The organism is Nitrosomonas communis, assembly GCF_900114745.1.
Classification (GTDB): Bacteria; Pseudomonadota; Gammaproteobacteria; order Burkholderiales; family Nitrosomonadaceae; genus Nitrosomonas; species Nitrosomonas communis_A.
In genome coordinates this window covers 1-19,762 of sequence record NZ_FOUB01000062.1, presented here as the reverse complement: position 1 = coordinate 19,762, position 19,762 = coordinate 1, and the positions used below count along the sequence as shown (strand labels likewise).

Sequence of the window (19,762 nt, the reverse complement as noted above, 5' to 3'; positions counted from 1 at the left end):
TTGCAGTATATCGCCGTGTTTTATAACAACCAAAGACTGCATTCATACCTGGGTTACAAAAGTCCGAATCAATATGAAGCAGATGCAGCAAAATCAATAAAAGCAGCTTAACTGAGGTGTCCGATTTTACTTGACCACGTCAACTTGACTCGTCTAAGAAAAGTAATAGAGCTACTGCATCCTAAGCTTTTTTGAATCCTGCTGATTTCGCTTATGGCGAAGGGAATATAGATTAAATCAATAACCTGTGGAGCCTCGGCTCGATGAGCTTCCGGAGCCGCTGAATTTATCTCCAGTTGAGCCTTTGTATGAATCTCTCATGGTGCCAGTGGATGAGCCTGGCTTGCTACCAAGAGAGTCACTGCCGGAAGATCTTCCGGTTGAACCGCTGCTAGAGGAATTTTCCGTTGAGCTGCTGGATGAATCTCCTGTTGAGCCGCTAGATTGCTGCTGGGAACCACCTTGATCTGAGGTGCTCCCGGCAGCGAATCCTATTGCATCTCCTTGTCCTGATGTCTCCCTGGGTTCCTCAGTACCTGCAGCATAAGTTGTGCCCGTAAAACCAAAAATAGTTACACTGAAGATTGTTGCGATTTGCTTCTTATTCAATGCAAAATAATATTTCATAGTATTTCCTCCAGGCAGCCTAGTAAATTACTCTATATATTACTCTGCAATTTTCCGGTCTTTCTGTACGTTTAACAACATATGAAATAGTAACGAGGAGATAAGGCTACTTATATATTAGATCTCTTGACTTTAAGAAATAATTCACATCCACGATTTTCTCTTTTTAAACCATTTATACCTCAGTTAAGTCCTCGTCAATGCATAATAAAAATAGAGTGCTACAAAAATATACTCTAAAGCTTTTTCCTGCCTAACCGATAAAGTAGTTGTATCAAGGTATTCTAGTTATCGCTGTATTGATACTAATCATAATCCTTTGCAACCCAGTGGGTTGCCCTCTCTGCTCACCGGGTTCTTCTCAGTTCATTTATCATTCCTAAGCTTTTAAAGTTTGTGACTAGCAATAATTAAACCAGGAGACCTCCGCATAAATGTATTTTTAGAGTTTTCCTCGGTATGAGTAACTCATAAAATCAATTAGCTAAAAATACTAAATTACCCAAAAGCTAATTATGCAGAGATCTCTTTAATATTAATGATGATTTCTCCTCACGAATAATAATGAAACTCTCTGTCAAGCTATCAGGAATTCAGATTTCATTTACTGCTTTTCTTATGTCGAACTCACGTCATTTAGCCAAACTACGATATCAGCTAGGAGTAAGACAACTCCATGCAACTGAGTTAAGAGATAGAGCTTCGGTAAAGATCGTTCCGGATATTTTGAGAATTCATAAAAGATATGATGTTCAGGTTGATTTATATCGCGTAGCAAAAGAAGACCACTCGCTCATATATTCCTTCGATTAAGCATTTAATCAACGGCTCAATCCAGCTGTGGCATGGACTGAATATTGGATTCCGATGCGCTATGTTCTGCTTCATTTGTTCAAAATCAGTCTAAATATTGCCGGCTTTCAATTCGTTATGCATGAAATTGCCACAAGGCTTAAGAAACATTGAAAAGAAGCGTCAAGTATAATGGTCGATCAACAGGTGCAGTTTTACAAGGCGCAGTAGACATTTTCGCAACTTGCTCTGATGCGCGACGTTTCGCTTGTGAACGTTCAAGGATTGCCAGAACTCGACTTTAGGATTATGCCGGATAGACCCATAACATTTGAGCCAACTGTAAATATCGCAGGACTGGAGCTCGTTGATATTTATCTATGGGTTGTAAAAAAATTCATGGAGGGGAGAGAACTCGCATCGGAACTGTTACCTATTATCAAGTCTCTATTCCATAGAGGCCAAACTGATGAGATTTCAGTCAGCGTTATTGCTAGCCGTTGGAAGCGATTGTTAGATGATTTACCTGAGACAACAGAAGAAAATCGGCGAAGGCGCGAGAGCTCATGGCAATTGGCGAAGAGAGACGGCTTCGTGCAATTAAAGGTGATGTCTAACTACTACCGAATTGAGGCGACAGCGCATAACGCTGCGCCTGATGCGAGGCGTTAGCCATCTCAATTTTACCGCTTTGTCTGCCATTATAAAGGAGAAAAACTTCATGTCATATCTCAAAATTCAGTGCGAAGACTGCGAAAAGGTTCATCAAATTAAACGCAGTGAAATGGAGTATGAGCCTGTCGATTCAGAGGTAAGGGAAATGGGTGAAGAAATCACCTATAAGGGAAACATCGGCATTGAATGTGATTGCGGAAAAGCGATAAAAATTAATCACTACTTTTGGGAATACCCAGAAGGTATCGAAAACCATAAGGCAACGGAAGTTTCTGGTGGCATCCCAGTTGAAAACACGCTCTAATTTATAGCCATCAAAGATTAACCCCGTGCTCAAGCAGGAAGATCGCATCTCATCCGTTCCTTAGCGCGAAGACTGCATCATCGTTTACCTTAATGAAAGCGGCTTTGCTCATGACAAGCTGCGCACGCATGGCTATGCGCCAGTGAGTGAGCGCTCTCATGGCGTAAAAGATTGACATGCAAGAGGCCGAACCCATGTCATCGACGCCCTGATCGGAAAAGTGCTGCTGACCGTAGGCCTGTTCATCGCCAATATCACCGCCGACATTTTCTATGCTTGGGTGACGCAGGACCTTTTGCCTAAACTTCTGCACGCTTGCGTGATTGTCATGGGCAACGCGACCTTCCATAAACGGCAGGATATCAAAATTACCTGGTGAATAGGTCTTAGGAGCCTGCTGTGCTTTCCAAGATTTGGAGTGTATTTTCCATAGTGTCGATACGCCGAATGCTTTGGCCAAAGGCATCACCAAGTACGAACACATCGCCGTTCTTGATTCCTATGTAGGCATTGGTGGTTGGATAATAGCGGTAGGTGAACCCATCAAATTGCTGATTAGCTACGTTTGCAGGTGAAAAGTATTGCGGAAACAATTGCTCGGCATAAATAAAGATTTTTTGCTCTTTGTTAGGGGTTATGGTTGCCATCTTGAGTTCCAATTCTCCATACTGCGGCAGACTGTCGTAAGGATTCGGAAGGCTATCATCGGTTACGTATAGATTTCCAACGTAGTTTATGTCGGTCTGACTGAACGCCTGCATCATCTGATACCATGTTGCGCTATAAACAATATGAATAAATCGATCCTTCGGATAATTTCGTTGCCATTGTTCTGGCTTAAAGTTCACGTAATTCCTCATGCTGCCCTGAAATACTACTAAATTATCAGCAACTGGTTTGCTTAGGTAAATTTCATCGGGTACCACTCCAGGATCTCCCGTTACTGAATAATGGCTACCTTTATTCTTGATGTAGTTATATATAGCAAAACCAGCTAGAAATGATTCAAAGAGTATTCTCATTGTCTCATCTAGCACAAAAGGGCATACGCCAAAGTACTGCGTAAACAACAAAACCAAACCGTTGAGATGCTCTTTTCAAATCCTATACGTTCTGAATCATTCTTAACTGGTTACGCTATATTTGCTCATAGTACAGAATGTTTTCCTCCGTTCCGTCTGCGGCCATTTGATCAATAAAGAAACCATCAATCGCATAGAAGGCTAGGTAATTATCAATTTCGATAGCGATATCGATCAGTGGGCGATCTCCATAATCGGTATGTACGTAAGCAATTACCTTCCCCCCAGCGCCACGAATTAAATCGATAGCTGTAACATAGCCAGGGTCAGCGCTTGTCCCAAACCCATTGTCTGGATTAATAGTTACGGTAGTAGGTACTATTTGAGCAGCTGCAGCCAAGCCACTCCAGTAATCCAGAGTCGGGGGGCTTGATGGCTCGAAATAGGCTGGAACAAAAAGATTAGTAGCGTAAACGTTCGCACTGAATGCCAGTGACAAATAAGCAGCAGGAAGAGAAATCAAGTCTTTTATGCTCATGGCAAATGTCTCCTCATGGAATTCATATGTGCTATTTTGTTATCTCTTCCAACGTAAAGATATCGTACTTTAGTCCAAGGAAATTACTCTTGGTAGAAACTGAATAGTTACTAGCATAATTAGAACTGCTACCGTTTTCTGAGATTGTTTCAATCAGCGCAATTTGGATTGATCCCTAACCATAGCTTTCTCGAAAAGAACAGCGACAAGAAGCCCCATTGAATAACGCCTCAATTCGGAATGATGATTCAGGCTCTGCTCGTCGTGAAAAACGCGCCTGAATTCTTACTGGATACACGACCGGTGGCCCCAGTTGTTGTGAATTAAAGCTCAAGCAAAGTCGAGTTTGGCTTAAGTGGACCAATCTCCACGCTATTGTCCTTCTAAGGGCTGTCTGGAACGCCCAGGATGACTACCGCTCCCATGCCCGCCCGACAACCGCCCCGCAGCGGCCGACTATGCTCGCCTGAGGGGCCAGTTTGTGCCCCAACCTTTTCCCTGAACTGGGGCCGGATTGGCTGATCAGCACCTACTTGATATTTCAAACATCAAGATAGCGCTATTTACACAACTTTTTCAACGCTATGGTACGTGGTTTATCAAATATTATATGACAAATAAATTAATAAAGATTTGATTCAGGAGATATAACCTTATCTAACCGAGTCTTTATTCTCAACCCTCTCATATATAAAGGAGGAGGTTTCTTATCCATTTTTTAAAGACTTTCCTTATAAGAAATAAAGGCATGTGCTTATTTTTATGGTTTGGAATGCCATATATGTTTATTAAATAAATAGAAGTTATCTAGAACACTTTGATGAGACTAGGAATAGCTCAACATTTCTAAGGAGAAATAAAATGAATTTGTTTAGGGCACCTCTAAAAATTCAGATTTTTAAACAAGACGAGGCGAGAACAAAAAGCGTTGACGCAGCATATAACTGATATGTAAGGAAACATTTTTTGTGAACAACAAAGTATTGTGACGAAATATGAATTTTTAGAGGTGCCCTTTAATAAAAAAACAATATTTGTAATCATCCTTATTGGATATACTCCCTCCGGACATGTATCAGCAAATTCAACAAATGTCTCTGCGAGTGGAGCCAACTCTCCCAACGTCATTGCCATTGAGGGTGGCATTCAGCAAGATAACTTACAATCAAATAGACAAGGCCAAACTCATAAACAAACAAAACTACAGAAACAAATGAAATCCAAGAAAAATAGAAAATTTCAAAGAACTCTTTACCCTATGTTTCCATAGGTCAAGTATCTCCAAATTAGTGGAGTCATCAAGAATTCTTAAAAATGCATAGATGAAAAAAACTGCTCGACGGAACATCCTTCTTTTTTGATTGTTTTGGCACGAGCCCATTTTGGCTCAATGGCATTGAAATCTGGAGAATAAGGCGGAAAATATTAGAGCGTGCGCCCGATATTGGTAAAAGCTGTTTTGGTATCTTATCGTTCATAGAATGTCTCATTATTCATAAAGATCACATCACGCAGACGGCAGGAGAGTTTAGGCAAAAGGTCTTGCGTAACCCCATGCTGAATGATGTCGGCGTTAATATTAGCTATAAGCTGACCCATGGTCAGGAGCGTCTTTTTGGCTGGGCGCCAATAACGTTGGCTCAGCCTCCTGCATGCCAATTTTTTTCGCGATCATAGCCTTTCAGTTTTCTCTTTAAAAAATGCCGCCCTTCTTCGTTAGCCTTCGGTGGACGCAGACTTTTTTATAAGCCACACCCAGATGGCTTAAAGTATGATGGATGCCCTATAGGCTGACTCCAAGCCGTTTGGCGCGCTCATACTGATACACGTCTATGTGTTTGTCTCACATCCTGCGCCGAAATCCCTGTGTCGAATTAAAATCCATTTATACGTATTCTACGATGATCTCCCGGCATAGCCGGGAGATTACCTTATTTATTTAAGGTTCGATGATTTCGGCATCTATGACTCCGCCTTTTGCTGCCCTTACTTGTTGCACTGTTAACATGGTTTTGTTGACGACCGCTCCAGCTGTTGAGCTGGCGCTTACCGTACCTTGCGCATCAAATAGACTGCATTCAGCTGCAGAAGTACAAATGTCAACCTCTGCGCGTGCGCCAGTAGTGAATATTGCTTTAATGTCGTAATCACCTTGAGACAAATTAGGTAATACGAAATTGAAGTGGTGCGCTGCAGTTGTGCCTTGCAGCAGCTTGATTTGTTCGTCGGTCACCAGACATTCAGTGGCAATGTCGGTAGTTCCATCAGCATTTGCATCAGTACAGCTCTGAATGACGCCGCCCAATGTACCGGTTAGTGCTTGTACACGCTTGGTTAATATAATCTGACCAGGCGCAGCTATCGCATGGGTGCCGCCTGCCTTAGGTACCGCAAAAATGGTGACATACGCTTCTGCATCAGCAGAAGCAGTGGCAGTGCCGCCATTTTTACCCTTGACCGACGTGTCGGTGACCAAGCCAATTTCCGCGGATACCCCTACCAACAGCTCTTTATCTTGTGGCACTTTGATAGTTGCAAGGGTATAGCCAGTTTTACTATCAACGACTACTTTATCTACCGTAGAATCGGCGATGACTGCCAATGCGGCTAAAGCTGGTTTTTCTGTCCACGTGGCAGCAAACTTAGCGGAAGGGGTTACTGCCAGAACAGCTGTTGAAGCAAAGGCGCTAACTAAAGCACATGATATCAGACCAGTGAGATAGTTCGGTTGGATCAGTTTGCTCATCCTGTTTCTCCTAATACAGATACGAATAAAAGTGACTCATACAAGCGATTTGATTTGTCACACATCGAGTCACTGAGGAATATCATGCTCTTGCTGCTTCTGGGACTTTCATATTCGCCTCAAGCAGCAAAGCCTCCAATCCCTTCTTGATGAAATTCATGAAAGCGATTGCATGATGGTTACTTAAACGGCTCTGATTGCTGGAGATTTAGCGTTATTTATTTGGCATAAAAAAACGTGGTTTTGATTAGTCTAAAGTGGCGATCTTGTCGTGGATGATAGCCGTACGCGGTCAATCGCCTTGGGATGCTTTTTTGCTTGCTCGTACTGAAGCATCCAGATAAATACATTGCCGCTGCGGCGTTAAAAATAAGCTCAATATGCTCATATGTCAGGTATAAACTCGGGTTTTTCGCCTGTTTCTGCCTTTGTCGACTGCCTCGAAAACATTTTTTAACAATCTGCTCAAAAGGCACATATTCAAACGCTTGCTAAAAAGTCCGATCACCACAATCCTAGAAACTGCAAGTCATTCTAAGAGAAGCATGGAGGGTAAATGACAATAACGTATGGAAGTTTAAGCGAACCTGACAAATGTAATAATTTTATTGCTGTATTTACCGCAACCTTTTTACTAGTTCAGTTTCGTTTTTGTGCTCTAGGTGTCGTTTTGACCCTAACCTTCCATTATGCATATATTTTTTTCTATTTAATTCTTTTAAATAGATATAAAAAACGTTCCTTTTCAGAGAATTAAACTATCCATAAACTCATAACATGAATATTCCATTGTAATTATGACAAAGGAATTATTCATGAAAAAATTTAACTTCATTTTACTTTTTTTGCTGATTGTACCGGTAAACTTACTTGCACAAATAGTTAATCCATTTTCGACGCCATCCAAGCCTTGGCAATACCAGCTCCAGGGTACTGTTAACACATCCTACGATGCGGCGGTATACGACATTGATTTGTTTGATTCTCCCCAGAGTTTAATTGACGATCTGCATGCAAAAGGTATCGCAGTGGTGTGTTATTTCAGCGCTGGCAGTTGGGAGAACTGGCGAGAAGATGCTGATCAATTTCCAGAAAATGTTCTGGGCAGAAAGAATGGGTGGGCCGGTGAGCGGTGGCTGGATATACGCAGCAATGAGGTGAGGAGCATTATGGCCGCAAGAATAGGTCTTGCTAGAAGTAAAGGGTGTGATGCCGTAGAACCAGACAATGTGGATGGCTATAGCAACAAAACAGGTTTCCCACTGACGTATCAAGATCAAATCGATTACAACCGATTTTTAGCCATGGCAGCTCATACATTAGGGCTCAAGGTGGGATTGAAGAATGATTTGGAGCAGATCAATGATCTGATAGGCGACTTCGATTTTGCAATTAATGAGGAATGTCATCGGTACAGAGAATGTGATGTACTAAAACCTTTTATCGATCAAGGCAAAGCGGTATTTAATGTTGAATATCGAACGACCAAGCAGGATAAAGTGTGTGCTCAATCCAGCGCGCTTGGTTTGAGTACTATATTCCTTCCTTTGGAGCTGGACGATTCGTTTCGCTTTAGCTGCCCACCGCTCGAGTAAGCTGTAATATTCATCTCTCAAACCTCTGCATAACTGTGTTTTTAGAGTTGTTCTTTGTATGTAATATCTATAAAAAAATTATTTATCTAAAAGCCAGTTATGCAGAGGTCTCTTATTTAGGATAACTGCGGAGCAGTTACCGTTTTTTAGTCTGAAACCAAGAATGGTATTGGCCTCCCGGCGGCTGATTAAATAAATCTGGTTCTATGTGATTTGTAGTGGGTGAATAGTGTAAGTTTGAGTTTCTCTTCCACCTCATGATTCTATCTTCTTCTAGACATGTAATGCTTTGATTATGGGTCAATCCGAGTAAATAAAGCCTGCTTTTGTTGCTAATAATTTATATTATTCATGGATATACAATAGAATTCATGACTCATATTCAGATTTCACAAACCTATGACATAATTCCCTAAGAACAATCTGTGGATAATTGGATGATACAGAAAACCAAAATGTAATCAGTCTTACCCACTATATTTCACATAGAGCCATAAATTTCAACTAAGGATGAGGTATGCTGAGTTTTATGGAATCTGTTTGCAATTGTCCGAAGGCAAACATCTGACGATCGAAGACCGCCAACTACTGCATGCAGAAAAAAGCTTGTCCCCCTCGATGCACTGCATGAGTGGTTGCTACAAACCCGAACCCAAGCTGCCAATGGCGGTGACTCCACCAAAGCACTCGGCTATACTTTAAAACGCTGTCCAGGTCTGATTGGTTATGCACAAAGCGTTAGCCTGTCTATTAACAACAACCCGGTTTAAAATGCTATCCGTCCCATCACATCCGATAAAAAGAATTGACTATTTACTGACTCAGAGCGCGCCGGCCAAGGCGCGGCCACTATCCAAACCTTGTTCGGTACCGCTCTACTCAATGGACTGGACCCATCTGCATGGCTCAAAGATACACTCATCAAACTCCCCGCTTGGCCCAATAACCTTATCGATGAACTACTGCTGTTAACGCCAGAATTCATTGAAATCACTAGGCCAGAGAGAATAGCAGATAGTACGGTTGAGCACTTACATCGCTTCTAGTTTATGAAAGAAAATGAACTTCGAAACTTTAGTTTTTTGAGGTGTCCTTCAAAGGAATTCAAATTCTTTTTATAGCTTTTTTATATTGAGTATATGAGAATTAGGTAATTTAGCTATCTCATTATTAAGAATTGACTCATAAGCCTTAGGCCAGAGTAACCTTATATTCACTTTACTCCGACCCAGATTCTCTACATTAACGAGAGGGAAAAGGTCTCCCCCTTTTTAATACGCTATTAAGCTTCTGCAGCAATAACGTTATCCCAGGTGGGCGGTTGACCTACCAGCGTAATCGATACATTATCGCCAAAGTTGACGATGAAGGTATTAGCCTCAATGGTGACATTCGTAACATAACTAGCGATCTCTTCACGAGTTAAACCATACTCAGTGAAATCGAGCATATCGCCTTCCTGCCCATTATAGTTGTCAATATTCCAGTGTCCCTTATCATGGAAGACAAAATTTTCGGCACCGTCTTCACCACGGCAAGCGTCGCCTGGACGTGCATCGACATGTTTAGATTTACTGCCATGGTCTTTATCACCATGGTCTTTTCCACCATGATCTTTATCGCCTTGGTTATTACCGTTTTGGCTATTATCGCCTTGGCTATTACCATTTTGGCTATTATCGTTTTGGTCTTTATCACCATAGTTTTTACCACTTTGGTCTTTATCACCATGATCTTTATCACCATGGCCTTTGCCACCTTGGTCTTTATCGCCATGCTCTTTTCCACCATGGTCTTTACTGCCAGACCCACCATCTTTATGACTATCATTTCCCTGGCGATCATTTCCTTGACAATCTTTTCCTTGCCGATCATATCCTTCTCGATCGTATCCTTTTCGGTCATATCCCTCGCGATCATATCCTTCTCTATCATACCCTGGCCGATCATATCCTTCTCTATCATACCCTGGACGGTCATACCCTGGTCGATCATACCCTGGACGATCATATCCTTTTTCGTCATACCCTGGGCGATCATATCCTTTTTGATCATATCCTTGTGCATCATATTCTTTTTGCTGTTCATTACTAGCACTCATGATTGTCTCCTTTTAATGAGTGGAATTCATAAGATCAAAGAATCTTAAAAAGAAAAATTACATCCTGTTTCTCAACAATGTCTCCACCCAGCAAAACAGTGCTTTGACAGCCCAGCTAAATTTATACTAAGACCTTAATAGTGAGGCAGCCCTAAAGAATCGTCGGTTTCTTTAAACCGTGCTTGCCGAATAGATCAGTTAAAATAAAGTGGATTAAAAATGTTATAAAACAAATAGATACATTCATTTAATTAATTAATAAACCAGCTTTATTTGTGACTATGCTACGAGAAATAAGATGACATATCAATAATGCAAAGGCATACATTTATGACAAGTTAATTATAAGATTATGACTATGTCTTATTAGCCCAGCTTAGGCAACTAACCTGATTGACTAGGAGATAGGTATGGATTTTGGTTCATAGTTAACCATAATGAAAAAGGAAAGATGATGACTGAGAGGGGTAATCAAAGCTCCGGTTTTACCGGATGCTTTTTGGTTTGAGTCAAGCTTCATCCTCTGGCTTCCTTTAATTAGTGATAATATGCCATTTCAAATTCAGTCAGTGAAATATTTTTAAGCGTCTCCAATAATCGGCGTTTGTTGAACCAGTCGACCCATTCCAAAGTGGCAAATTCCACTTCATCAATATTGAGCCAGGGGCCGCGATGCCGGATGACTTCTGTCTTGTATCATCCGTTAATCGTTCCGACCAGCGCAATGTCAAAGAATCACCAACACTGCTAACAGAAACATCCATATTGGTTTCTGCTATACGTACCGTATAGCGAATTGGCCGATATTGACTGGAATGATTGCTGTGATGGATTAACTCACTGGTTTTTTCGCCGCACCCACCGTGCCTTTCACAATGCTATGCCGCACCCAGTCTATATGTAATGATCGGCTGACCCGCCAGCCGACAATACAATTAGGGCGCGTCGCTACAAATTACCGGTTAACCTTGCCTGTTGGCCGATCAAGCAAGCCATCTGCAATCGTCGTCCAACATTTTTTACCGCGACTGACGCCTTGTATTCCAAGCCTCTTCATCAGTCGTGCGTACGTACAACGGGCAACCCGGATACCTTCACGTATTAATTGCCGCCATACTTTGTTGGCGCCATAAACCTTGAAATTGCTTTCCCATATGCGCTGTATATCCCGCTCAAGCGCTTTATCCCGTTTAGCGCGATCGGTAAATTGGTCAGGATCTCGTTCTCGTGCTTTATACTCATAATAACTCGACGGGGCAATCTGAATTTGCCAGCAGACCGGCTCGACCCCGTACTGCTCCTGATGTTGATCAACCAATATCGCTATCACCTCGGTCGGCGGTCGAGCGTTCTTTCTCAAAATAGGCTGATGCCTTGTGCAATATCGCATTTGCTTGCTTCAGCTCATGATTCTAACGTTCCAGTGGCTTGATTCGCTCACGATCCGAGGTTGACATGCCTGCTCAGATGCCCTGATCAGTCTCTGATTGCCGAACCCACTTGCGCAACGTCTCCGCGATACTACCTATCTTGGACGCTATCAATTCCAGTGTCGCCCATTATTGCTTATGCTTCCGTTGGTATTTATACAGCAATCAGACAGCCCGCTTACGAATCTGCAGTGAATATCTTACTTGTTTTTTATCGCTCTATCCTTTCAAGAAATAGAATCTTGTATACCGGGGGAATTCAGTAGCGCGCTCTATTACGTTTAAGGGAACACTGATCATTTATTTTCAAAACAGCTAAATCGCCGACTATCATCTAAATCTATTGGCAGAATCAAGGTACTAAATTGCGCCCCCTTAGAAATATCACAAAGTGCCTGCCGCGCAGCAGGGCTGTCCATATAACTTTGCTGATATTCTGCATTTAACACAGGCTTGCCATTAGTAATAAAGTGGGTCAGCGAATCACACTCATTGAACTCATGACATTGCTCATTAATACTAAAGTCAAAATAATCGATTAAATCAGTAATTTGTTCCAAATTATTTTTAAGCGCAACTGACAACCCTCTTTTATGGGCTTCATTAGCAATAAATTTATTAAATGCCAGTTGATCCCTGGCGCTTAAATCAAAGCCGGAATTATTAGCATAGGCATCCACATTATCGGGTTCCACGCCATCACAGCCTTTTAGCAGAGCTAAATTTAGCCGTGAGATCATGATCTCCGCTACATTGTGTGAGCGAATATCAAGCCATCGCTCATCTGGCCAATCGATCAAAGGATGACCCAATTCCTCAGGCTTGAATTTATCCTTATCTGCTCTAAAATCTTCATAACTACCTGCCGAGAAATAACAGATAACCTTCTTGCCAGAAGCTTTGAGTGTATTAATCAAAGATGGGGAAGAATCAAATAGATCAATATCATAAAGTTGAACTGGATAATTTATATCGATTTCATTGGTTTCATCGGTTGTTTCTTTCATAGTATCTCTTTTTGCACCTTTTAACAGCTGCCATTGCCAGGTGATTGCTACAGGCGGCTTGTACCAATTACCGGTCACCGGTGATGCATCAGGGTCAAGTAACGGTGCTTTAGAAAGAATAAATAATTCAATATTGGAGTAATCGCTACTACCGACATCATTATGTGCTTTTACCGCAACAATGAAAGCAGCAGCATCCCATAACTCAATTGAGCCAGAGGTGGCATTACTCATGTCAACACTTTTAATACTTTCTGGGCCGGTAAATGGAAAAGGCGCATAAAATAACTGATACCCATGGGCATTTGCAACTGGGGACCAAGCAATGGATATCTTGGTGCGATCTTGGGTTAATATGATAAGAGGTGGCTTTGGCGGATCTGCTAAAGCAAAACTATGAGTCAATAGAAGAAAAAGTGTCAATATGAGTAGTATGACATTATTATTTATGCTCATAATTTAAAATGGACTCTAGAAATAATAAAAAACAGTTGAATCGGAATCTATTCTCTTGAGTACTTCTTGATTAAGAAATATCAAAAACAACAGATCAGATCAGCTAAGCTCTATGACGTGAGCAATATTAAGGGATGAAGAATTGGGCGGCAATAACACGATTGCATACATTTAATCCTTATCCCTCATGAGGAGGCACACCGCCAACAACAGCTTATGTAAGCTGGTTGCCTCGCTATGGAGCTAGCAAGGAGCAAATTTTCTTTTTATATGTTATTCAAATATTATTAACTTTATCTTCTGTCGAGAATCAAGAGGTTAAATTATCTGGCAAGGTATCACTTAAACCTTCAAGTGGATGAGAGGGAAATTGTTTTTGTAGCTACGCTGACAAAAAATATGTTTAGCCTATTTTTTACCCTTCACGCACAAGACGCCCAGGGAGAACGCCTGCACATTCAAGAAATACCTTGAAAAGATGGGCCTGATTCAGACCTGTCCTAATAAGATCAAAGGTCTACGGAGGTGAACATGGCGACGCTCATGAGGACAAGTCAAGATGGTCAAGAATTTGTGTAATAGCGCTAAAACCAGTATGGCGGCGATGATCTTTTTGAGGGATTCACCACACTTGTGACCAGTATTCAATACCAATATGAAGCACTCCCTTTACTGATCATTTATTCAAGATGCTTTTCAAATTTATGGAGATAGCACCTTCTTGACCTGCTCCAGCTGCTCTTCCCACAACAACGATGGATCTACCGCCAGATCAAACAGCGTAATGTGATTTGGCAGTTTATCATCCAGAATTGCAGCCACAATATCTGGCGCGAGCGTAGTCAAATTGACCATGCGACTGACGTAGCTCCTGTCAACGCTCTCTCGAGTAGCTATCTCTCTCAGGGATTTGGCCTCACCCGATTCCAACATAGCAAGCCAGCGGTGCCTTCTAGCTAACGCCAACCGCAGCGGTGTTGCCACCGTGTTCCAAGGCCGAGCCTTTTCAGTTTCGCCGTTCGGCAACGTGACCAGCTTACGCCCACTGCGGCGTTTGATTTGAATCGGTACAGACAGGGTCAGTTTGCCGTCGCTTGCCTGGATAATATCCGGCTCGCCTGTTTTGTTGATTTGGATATCGCTCATGCCAGTGCCTCCTCTTTCTGCTCGATTGACTTCAGATTCATCTCCAGCACCAACCGCTCAATGCCATTGGCACGCAGCCGTACCTCAAGATCGTTGGGTGATACGATTACTTTTTCAACCAGAAGCTTTACGATACGCGCCTGCTCCGACGGAAACAGTTGATCCCAAATTGCATCGAGTCGGGTCATCGCCACGGTCACTCTAGCCTCATCCAAAGCGGAATCTAGCTTGATTGCCTGAGGTAGCACCTCCCCTACCAATTCTGGCGCACGCAAAATCGCACGCAGCTGATAGAGCACTGCAGATTCCAATCCTATGGCAGTCAGGCGCGGAAATTTAGATGCACCAGCGTGCTTCTTGGCATCCCGTTGCGAAATGTAAGAGCTGTAGCAGCGGCCATTTTTCTTAGCCGTGTGCCATGGTGTGATAAGGCTCGGCCGTTACTGCCAAACACAATACTTTTAAGCAGATATGGCAACTTTGCTCGTGTATCGTTGCTGCGAACGGGACCATTGGTGGCAAGGATGGCATGCACTTTATCCCACATTTCATGCTCGGATGATGAATGTTCAGCCTGATACGACTGCTCCTTGTGTCGCAATTCACCTAGGTAAGTTCGGTTGTTAAGCACTTTGTAAATTAAACTTTTATCAATAAGCTTACCCTCACGGACTTTGCCATTTTGTGTGGTCCAGGACTTCGATATCACCCCATCCAACTTCAATCCCTTGACTAGCATGGTGCTGGAACCGAGTTCAACAAAACGCTGAAAGACATGGCGGATAATCTTAGCTTCACGCTCGTTCGGTAGCAGCGGCAATTTTGCCAAGAAGGCGATCATATCAGCGGCTTACTAATATTATCTGATGAGATAAAACTACCAATCTTGACCTGCACGTATTGAAGCATTGCTCAAGCAACGGGTTATCTGTAGATAAAAATAATGCCTTACAATTGGCATGAAAGTGCGCAGCTAGCTTTTGCCTAATGCCTCCCAGCCCAACGATTTCTTCTACGGCATATGCACTACATAGCCGATAATATGTATATTCCGTCTACTCTGGCAATCCAGCGGAGAAGTGGCTGGCTGTCTAGCCCAATAGGTTTCATAGGTTTCTCCGGTTTTTTATGGCTCAATTGAGAAAATTGTCAAAATGATAAAAATACTTACTACCAGCCAGTTTCGGTTAATAGAAATAATCATGGAAAATCCGAAATAAAATCATCAGCTAAATCTTCTTGATGATTTCGACAAAATAATGGGAGAAAATATGGGTGGGCAAAGTAGCGGACGATGTTGGCATTACGATAAGAAAGACACGACAGATAATTACCGCAGACTAGACATACGACGCTGGCAGCGTGATGGGCTACTTAAACCGGGGCTCACCTTAACTATAAAATGGTGGCGCAGCGGCGAAACCTTCGCATCCCTAAAAGTGCTAACGGAACAAGACCGGGTAATTCTCAATTACCGGCACAGAAAGAATGAGCAAGCATGGCAGGATGAGCGCTACCCAGTCTATTTGACTTGGACACCGTGCACATATGGTGGTGCCAGGGCATGGTTTTTATGCCCTGTTCAGAATTGCGGGCGGCGTGTTGCTATCCTGTATGGTGGTAGAATTTTTGCATGCCGACACTGTTACAAGTTAGCCTATGCTTGTCAGCGGGAAGCTGACTATGACCGAGCTGCTCGGCGAGTCAACAAAATACGGGACAGGCTAAAATGGAAGATCGGTTTTCTGAATGGGGAAGGCTGTAAACCTAAAGGCATGCACAGGCGTACCTTCGAACGTTTAAAAGCGGAACATGATTCCTTTGTTGATGTATCCGTGGCAGGAATAATGCATTGGTTAAAGCGGTAAATCTATAGCTTGTTGGTTTGAAGCTTAATTATGATTTTTGTTTTTCATGATATCTGCTAAATAAATAAGGTAATCCCCCGGCTATGCCGGGGGATTACCTTATTTATTTACGACATGCACAAACCATTCTGCGCTATCAGGATGAACATAGATCGACTCCACGAGTTTATTGATGGAGCAAGATAATTCAAAACCGTAAGGCGTGTCCTTGGTGGGGTTTACACGAGAGTATGTATCAAGTGAAATTCGAACTTCTTACTCGAACACAAAATGCGGGCGCTTTATGAAGAAACACTCTTCGTAGCGCAGCACTCCCTTCACATCTTCTGACCTTATGTAATCTACGGGCTTAAGAAGAAGAGAATGACCTCTAAGCCCGGATGAGTCGATACTTTCCTTTATGCGGCTTATGGTAGTTTGAATAGCTACTGCGTTTGTATCACGTCCGTAGATTTCCCACATCGCCATGTTTTCATTAATGTTTTGGTGCCAACAGCTAATAAAGGTGTTTTTTGATCAAGTAATCTTGGAAATCGTTATAATCTTTTACTGGAGAAGGATTATTCTTCGGGAAGTTTTTATACGCGCTTTCCATCGATGCTCGCATCTCATCAGGAAAGCGGCCCTCATGCTTATCTTTGAATGTATCCGCACGTACAAGCCAAAGCGCTTTTGTTTCAAATAGCGAGATCAACTTGGCTAGGCCCATATAGCGCCAAATCCTTAAACTTTCATTAAGGGATTTGTCGATTTCGAGATAAACGTTCATGATTGACGAATAGTTGTAGACTGGTGGGTTTTATTAGAAGTGATCATTTTTATAGTGTCAATCGTCGGCACTTATATAATTCCACTTTTGGATATGTCAAATTAAATCCAAACTTTTACATTTAACGTCTGCAATCATCCGGCAACAGCGGCAGTTTATGCTCCAGTACATTGCGACGTTATGCATCAGATTGACGATTGGTTCCATGACTAACCAAGCCTGCAGGCTCACGGTTGGGTTGACGCAACTCATATTCTGCTAATCGAGCAGTGACTGCTGAGCGAGGACCTGGTTATACTAAATTTTAATGCTTCACGCTGTATCGAAACAGCCATTTGAAAATCACCTGCTTCAGCTGAGCGGCAGCGAGAGTTTGTAGATACATCCGATGCTTCCAGTCACTTTGCAGCTGGTTTCTCTCCTGAGCAATTCTCAGCGCAGTCGTCGCATCTTTGACAGCTAAAGCGCCATCCCGATACTTCGCGTCCGGACACGTGGCCAGAAGGCTCGCCTGAGCACAGAGAGCATGAGCGAATTGGGGATCAAGCTGAATTGCCTTATTGTAAAGCTCCAGTGCTTCCGAATATCGCTGATGCTCGTGCCAGCAGAGCCCCATGTAGTTGTACGCATATGGATCATTAGGATAAATCGCTATCGCAGCCTTAAATAGATTCGCTTCGAAGTCTATCCTCAGCTCTAATTCTCGTTCCATCGGTGTTGTCATGGCATTCTCAAACATAATAAATAATTAAGCAATTTCAAAAGTCAGGTTTGCTAACTGCATATCATCCTATACAGTTCTGGAGATCTTGACTATGCTGTTTATCAACTTGTGAGGCCAGATTATAGGAAATTTATTGAAAAAAATTGACTGGCTGATTTTGGCGCGAAGCAGTTATTTCAATAATACAAACTGACAGTGCTTAAACAGTTCTATTTTTGAACATGCCAGATTAAATCCAAATATTTACATCTAATTTAACCAATCCTGGCCAGCGACTTGGTCAGCAACATTCAATTGCAAGTGACAGAACTCTAGATTGCTCTACCCAACTGCTGAGCCAGGGGTGGCGCATCACCTGCTCCAGCACAGCGTAGGACGAGCCCACCAGCTGTTCGATGACATCCGGGGCCAGGAGTGTTAGCCGCATCACCCGGCGCACCTGCGTCACGTCCATGCCCTCGGCCTTGGCAATCTCGACCACCGATGCCGCCCGCTGCTCGTCCAACAGGCGTTGCCAGTGGTGCGCCAACCCGAGCGCACGCATCAGCGCAGAATCCTGGACAACCGCTCGCAATTCCTGCTGCCGAGTAGCCTCCTCCAAGAGTTGCTGTGGCGCATCCAGTGGCGTGATGATTTGTTTCTTGCAGCCCCGTTTTACCAACATCCACGGTATAAACGTCTCCATCTGGACGCCGCCTGCCGGAGCAGGCAGTTGGGAGATGACCAGACTACCGTCGATGCGCCCACGATGATTCCTGCTCATACCTCCTCCTCAAAGCGTTTCACCATCTGCCGCTGGGCTTCCCATTCTGTGGACAAGGGATTACGTTGAAACCAGATCAGGTTCATGCGGCGTGGCTGGCGCCCAGCCATCAACACATCGATGATGTCTGGGGCAAGCAAAGTCAACCGTAGCAACTCGTTGACTACTAAATGATGCAGCTTTTCTGCCCGGGCAATGGCCGAGCCGCTCTTCATCGCGCCGGTATCGATCAAATGCTGTCAGTAAAAAGCCCGGGCGAGACCTTCGAGCAAAGTCACGTTGTGGGCGTTATGCTCATCGGTAATGCGCTGTCCACCTCGGCGACGCTATGTCAAAGGCACAAAAGTTTCAAAAGCATCATTGGGGAATTGACTCATGGGTTCTCGACCTCCAGTAGTTCGGCACCGATCCCCTTTGGCGCAAATTCGCCGAGCAAGGCATTCCAGCCGAGTTCACGCCACTTTACTCTGATACCCTGCATCTCACCTGTGTGGACGAGATCGATGCGTTCGATCATCAGATTGGTGATGCGATGGCGCTCGACCGGAAACAGCTGGTCCCAAACGTCGTTGAGCCGCCCCATGGCCATCACCGTGGCAGCCTCGTCAATCTCAGCACCATTGCGCTGAATCTGGCGCACCACGGCTGTCACCGCTTCAGGACTGGTGAGCACTGTCCGGATCTGCGCAATGACTGCCGCCTCGATCTCTGGCGCAGGCAAACGAGCAAAGCTTTTGCCTGCCGCGCCAAACCGGCTCTCCGACTTGGATACATAATAATGATATAGCCGATCCTATATAAAATGATTTAAATTTCATAAGCGGCAAAGAGCTGCTCAATGGAACAACCTTCCCTTTTTCTGATAGCTTTGGCCTGGGCCCATTTTGGTTCAATATAGCACAACCAGATAATTTTGATTATAATTTAAAGATGGCCTATTCACTGGATTTCCGCCGTAAAGTCCTGTCTGTCAGAGAGAAAAAAGGACTTACGATAGCCGAGGTGGCGGCCCGGTTTGATGTTGGCGTGGCGAGCGTGACGCGTTGGGTTAAGAACATCCATCGTAAACCTCAAGGGTTTCGCCAACGCAAGATTGATCTTGAGGTGTTGCGGCAGGATATTCGCGATTATCCTGATGCTTATCAGTACGAGCGGGCAAAACGTTTGGGTGTGGCGCAAAACGCTATTTTTCTGGCGCT

The 19,762-nt window shown here is 43.4% G+C and carries 27 protein-coding genes and 1 other annotated feature; of the genes, 9 read left to right on the top strand and 18 right to left on the bottom strand.

Features of this window, described 5'->3' with window-relative positions:
• Positions 1 to 111, top strand: a 111-nt coding sequence (locus tag BM122_RS22635) for an IS3 family transposase (protein ID WP_143083492.1), incomplete at its 5' end; no start/stop codon positions are given.
• A gap of 126 nt (positions 112 to 237) precedes the next feature.
• Here BM122_RS22635 and BM122_RS16580 read toward each other — a convergent pair.
• A complete protein-coding gene (locus BM122_RS16580; protein ID WP_074906708.1) occupies positions 238 to 627 on the bottom strand; it encodes a hypothetical protein in 390 nt (129 codons plus the stop codon).
• Between the two features lie 1,044 nt (positions 628 to 1,671).
• Between BM122_RS16580 and BM122_RS16575 the strand changes: the two genes are divergently transcribed.
• Both BM122_RS16575 and BM122_RS16570 read left to right on the top strand, forming a co-directional pair.
• Positions 1,672 to 2,091, top strand: a complete 420-nt coding sequence (locus BM122_RS16575) for a hypothetical protein (RefSeq protein WP_074906707.1) — start codon at positions 1,672 to 1,674, stop codon at positions 2,089 to 2,091.
• Between the two features lie 49 nt (positions 2,092 to 2,140).
• Complete coding sequence (locus BM122_RS16570) at positions 2,141 to 2,398, top strand: hypothetical protein (RefSeq protein WP_074906706.1); 258 nt, start codon at positions 2,141 to 2,143, stop codon at positions 2,396 to 2,398.
• A gap of 49 nt (positions 2,399 to 2,447) precedes the next feature.
• On the opposite strand, the gene BM122_RS16565 is transcribed toward BM122_RS16570, so the two are convergent.
• The 4 genes from BM122_RS16565 to BM122_RS23510 form a co-directional block, all read right to left on the bottom strand.
• Positions 2,448 to 2,858 (bottom strand): hypothetical protein, encoded by a 411-nt coding sequence (locus BM122_RS16565; RefSeq protein ID WP_177198183.1) that lies wholly within the window; start codon positions 2,856 to 2,858, stop codon positions 2,448 to 2,450.
• On the bottom strand, positions 2,785 to 3,420 hold the full coding sequence (locus tag BM122_RS16560; RefSeq protein ID WP_074906704.1) for a spherulation-specific family 4 protein: 636 nt from the start codon (positions 3,418 to 3,420) through the stop codon (positions 2,785 to 2,787). The genes BM122_RS16565 and BM122_RS16560 overlap by 74 nt, the downstream gene beginning before the upstream one ends.
• Positions 3,421 to 3,535: 115 nt before the next feature.
• A complete protein-coding gene (locus BM122_RS16555) occupies positions 3,536 to 3,958 on the bottom strand; it encodes a spherulation-specific family 4 protein (protein WP_074906703.1) in 423 nt (140 codons plus the stop codon).
• A 383-nt stretch (positions 3,959 to 4,341) separates the two neighbouring features.
• Entirely contained in the window at positions 4,342 to 4,503 is a 162-nt protein-coding gene (locus tag BM122_RS23510) for a hypothetical protein (RefSeq protein WP_177198182.1), read from the bottom strand.
• Between the two features lie 440 nt (positions 4,504 to 4,943).
• Here BM122_RS23510 and BM122_RS16550 point away from each other — a divergent pair, with 440 nt between their 5' ends.
• Positions 4,944 to 5,228, top strand: coding sequence for a hypothetical protein (locus BM122_RS16550; protein ID WP_074906702.1), 285 nt, complete (start codon positions 4,944 to 4,946; stop codon positions 5,226 to 5,228).
• Between the two features lie 669 nt (positions 5,229 to 5,897).
• Here BM122_RS16550 and BM122_RS16540 read toward each other — a convergent pair.
• Complete coding sequence (locus BM122_RS16540; RefSeq protein WP_074906701.1) at positions 5,898 to 6,704, bottom strand: hypothetical protein; 807 nt, start codon at positions 6,702 to 6,704, stop codon at positions 5,898 to 5,900.
• Between the two features lie 815 nt (positions 6,705 to 7,519).
• On the opposite strand from BM122_RS16540, the gene BM122_RS16535 reads away from it, so the two are divergent.
• The 3 genes from BM122_RS16535 (at position 7,520) to BM122_RS16530 (ending at position 9,345) form a co-directional block, all read left to right on the top strand.
• Positions 7,520 to 8,299, top strand: a complete 780-nt coding sequence (locus BM122_RS16535; RefSeq protein WP_074906700.1) for an endo alpha-1,4 polygalactosaminidase — start codon at positions 7,520 to 7,522, stop codon at positions 8,297 to 8,299.
• 536 nt (positions 8,300 to 8,835) lie between these two features.
• Positions 8,836 to 9,069, top strand: coding sequence for a hypothetical protein (locus BM122_RS26235; protein WP_371264941.1), 234 nt, complete (start codon positions 8,836 to 8,838; stop codon positions 9,067 to 9,069).
• A 90-nt stretch (positions 9,070 to 9,159) separates the two neighbouring features.
• Positions 9,160 to 9,345 carry a transposase domain-containing protein gene (locus BM122_RS16530; protein ID WP_074906699.1) on the top strand — a complete coding sequence of 62 codons (186 nt, stop codon included), beginning with the start codon at positions 9,160 to 9,162 and terminating at the stop codon, positions 9,343 to 9,345.
• A gap of 236 nt (positions 9,346 to 9,581) precedes the next feature.
• On the opposite strand, the gene BM122_RS16525 is transcribed toward BM122_RS16530, so the two are convergent.
• The 7 genes from BM122_RS16525 to BM122_RS24345 all read right to left on the bottom strand — a co-directional run bounded on the left by BM122_RS16525 (position 9,582) and on the right by BM122_RS24345 (position 15,280).
• Positions 9,582 to 10,400, bottom strand: coding sequence for a hypothetical protein (locus tag BM122_RS16525; protein ID WP_143083491.1), 819 nt, complete (start codon positions 10,398 to 10,400; stop codon positions 9,582 to 9,584).
• Between the two features lie 537 nt (positions 10,401 to 10,937).
• A complete protein-coding gene (locus tag BM122_RS26600; protein ID WP_442754432.1) occupies positions 10,938 to 11,045 on the bottom strand; it encodes a hypothetical protein in 108 nt (35 codons plus the stop codon).
• 310 nt (positions 11,046 to 11,355) lie between these two features.
• Positions 11,356 to 11,760: an IS3 family transposase gene (locus BM122_RS26595; RefSeq protein ID WP_177198181.1), complete on the bottom strand. Its 405-nt coding sequence runs from the start codon at positions 11,758 to 11,760 to the stop codon at positions 11,356 to 11,358.
• Positions 11,653 to 11,768, bottom strand: a sequence feature (AL1L pseudoknot). Its footprint overlaps the gene before it by 108 nt.
• Before the next feature lie 358 nt (positions 11,769 to 12,126).
• Positions 12,127 to 13,293, bottom strand: a complete 1,167-nt coding sequence (locus BM122_RS16515) for an endo alpha-1,4 polygalactosaminidase (protein WP_218152130.1) — start codon at positions 13,291 to 13,293, stop codon at positions 12,127 to 12,129.
• 702 nt (positions 13,294 to 13,995) lie between these two features.
• Positions 13,996 to 14,439, bottom strand: coding sequence for a LacI family transcriptional regulator (locus BM122_RS16510; protein WP_074906697.1), 444 nt, complete (start codon positions 14,437 to 14,439; stop codon positions 13,996 to 13,998).
• The gene (locus BM122_RS24350) at positions 14,436 to 14,738 is read right to left on the bottom strand and encodes a hypothetical protein (RefSeq protein WP_218152129.1); all 303 of its coding nucleotides are present in this window, start codon (positions 14,736 to 14,738) and stop codon (positions 14,436 to 14,438) included. The genes BM122_RS16510 and BM122_RS24350 overlap by 4 nt, the downstream gene beginning before the upstream one ends.
• Before the next feature lie 23 nt (positions 14,739 to 14,761).
• Positions 14,762 to 15,280, bottom strand: coding sequence for a recombinase family protein (locus tag BM122_RS24345; RefSeq protein WP_218152128.1), 519 nt, complete (start codon positions 15,278 to 15,280; stop codon positions 14,762 to 14,764).
• Between the two features lie 430 nt (positions 15,281 to 15,710).
• On the opposite strand from BM122_RS24345, the gene BM122_RS16500 reads away from it, so the two are divergent.
• The gene (locus tag BM122_RS16500) at positions 15,711 to 16,307 is read left to right on the top strand and encodes a hypothetical protein (protein WP_074906696.1); all 597 of its coding nucleotides are present in this window, start codon (positions 15,711 to 15,713) and stop codon (positions 16,305 to 16,307) included.
• A gap of 496 nt (positions 16,308 to 16,803) precedes the next feature.
• On the opposite strand, the gene BM122_RS16490 is transcribed toward BM122_RS16500, so the two are convergent.
• The 5 genes from BM122_RS16490 to BM122_RS16470 form a co-directional block, all read right to left on the bottom strand.
• Positions 16,804 to 17,076, bottom strand: a complete 273-nt coding sequence (locus BM122_RS16490) for a hypothetical protein (protein ID WP_143083489.1) — start codon at positions 17,074 to 17,076, stop codon at positions 16,804 to 16,806.
• Between the two features lie 304 nt (positions 17,077 to 17,380).
• Positions 17,381 to 17,800: a tetratricopeptide repeat protein gene (locus BM122_RS16485; protein ID WP_177198180.1), complete on the bottom strand. Its 420-nt coding sequence runs from the start codon at positions 17,798 to 17,800 to the stop codon at positions 17,381 to 17,383.
• Between the two features lie 311 nt (positions 17,801 to 18,111).
• Positions 18,112 to 18,468 (bottom strand): hypothetical protein, encoded by a 357-nt coding sequence (locus BM122_RS16480; protein ID WP_177198179.1) that lies wholly within the window; start codon positions 18,466 to 18,468, stop codon positions 18,112 to 18,114.
• 91 nt (positions 18,469 to 18,559) lie between these two features.
• Positions 18,560 to 18,778: a hypothetical protein gene (locus tag BM122_RS25355; RefSeq protein ID WP_256212147.1), complete on the bottom strand. Its 219-nt coding sequence runs from the start codon at positions 18,776 to 18,778 to the stop codon at positions 18,560 to 18,562.
• A gap of 158 nt (positions 18,779 to 18,936) precedes the next feature.
• Positions 18,937 to 19,284 carry a Clp protease/crotonase-like domain-containing protein gene (locus BM122_RS16470; RefSeq protein WP_218152127.1) on the bottom strand — a complete coding sequence of 116 codons (348 nt, stop codon included), beginning with the start codon at positions 19,282 to 19,284 and terminating at the stop codon, positions 18,937 to 18,939.
• A gap of 209 nt (positions 19,285 to 19,493) precedes the next feature.
• Here BM122_RS16470 and BM122_RS16465 point away from each other — a divergent pair.
• Positions 19,494 to 19,762 (top strand): IS630 transposase-related protein (locus tag BM122_RS16465; RefSeq protein ID WP_074907591.1); only part of this gene is annotated, 269 nt, incomplete at its 3' end.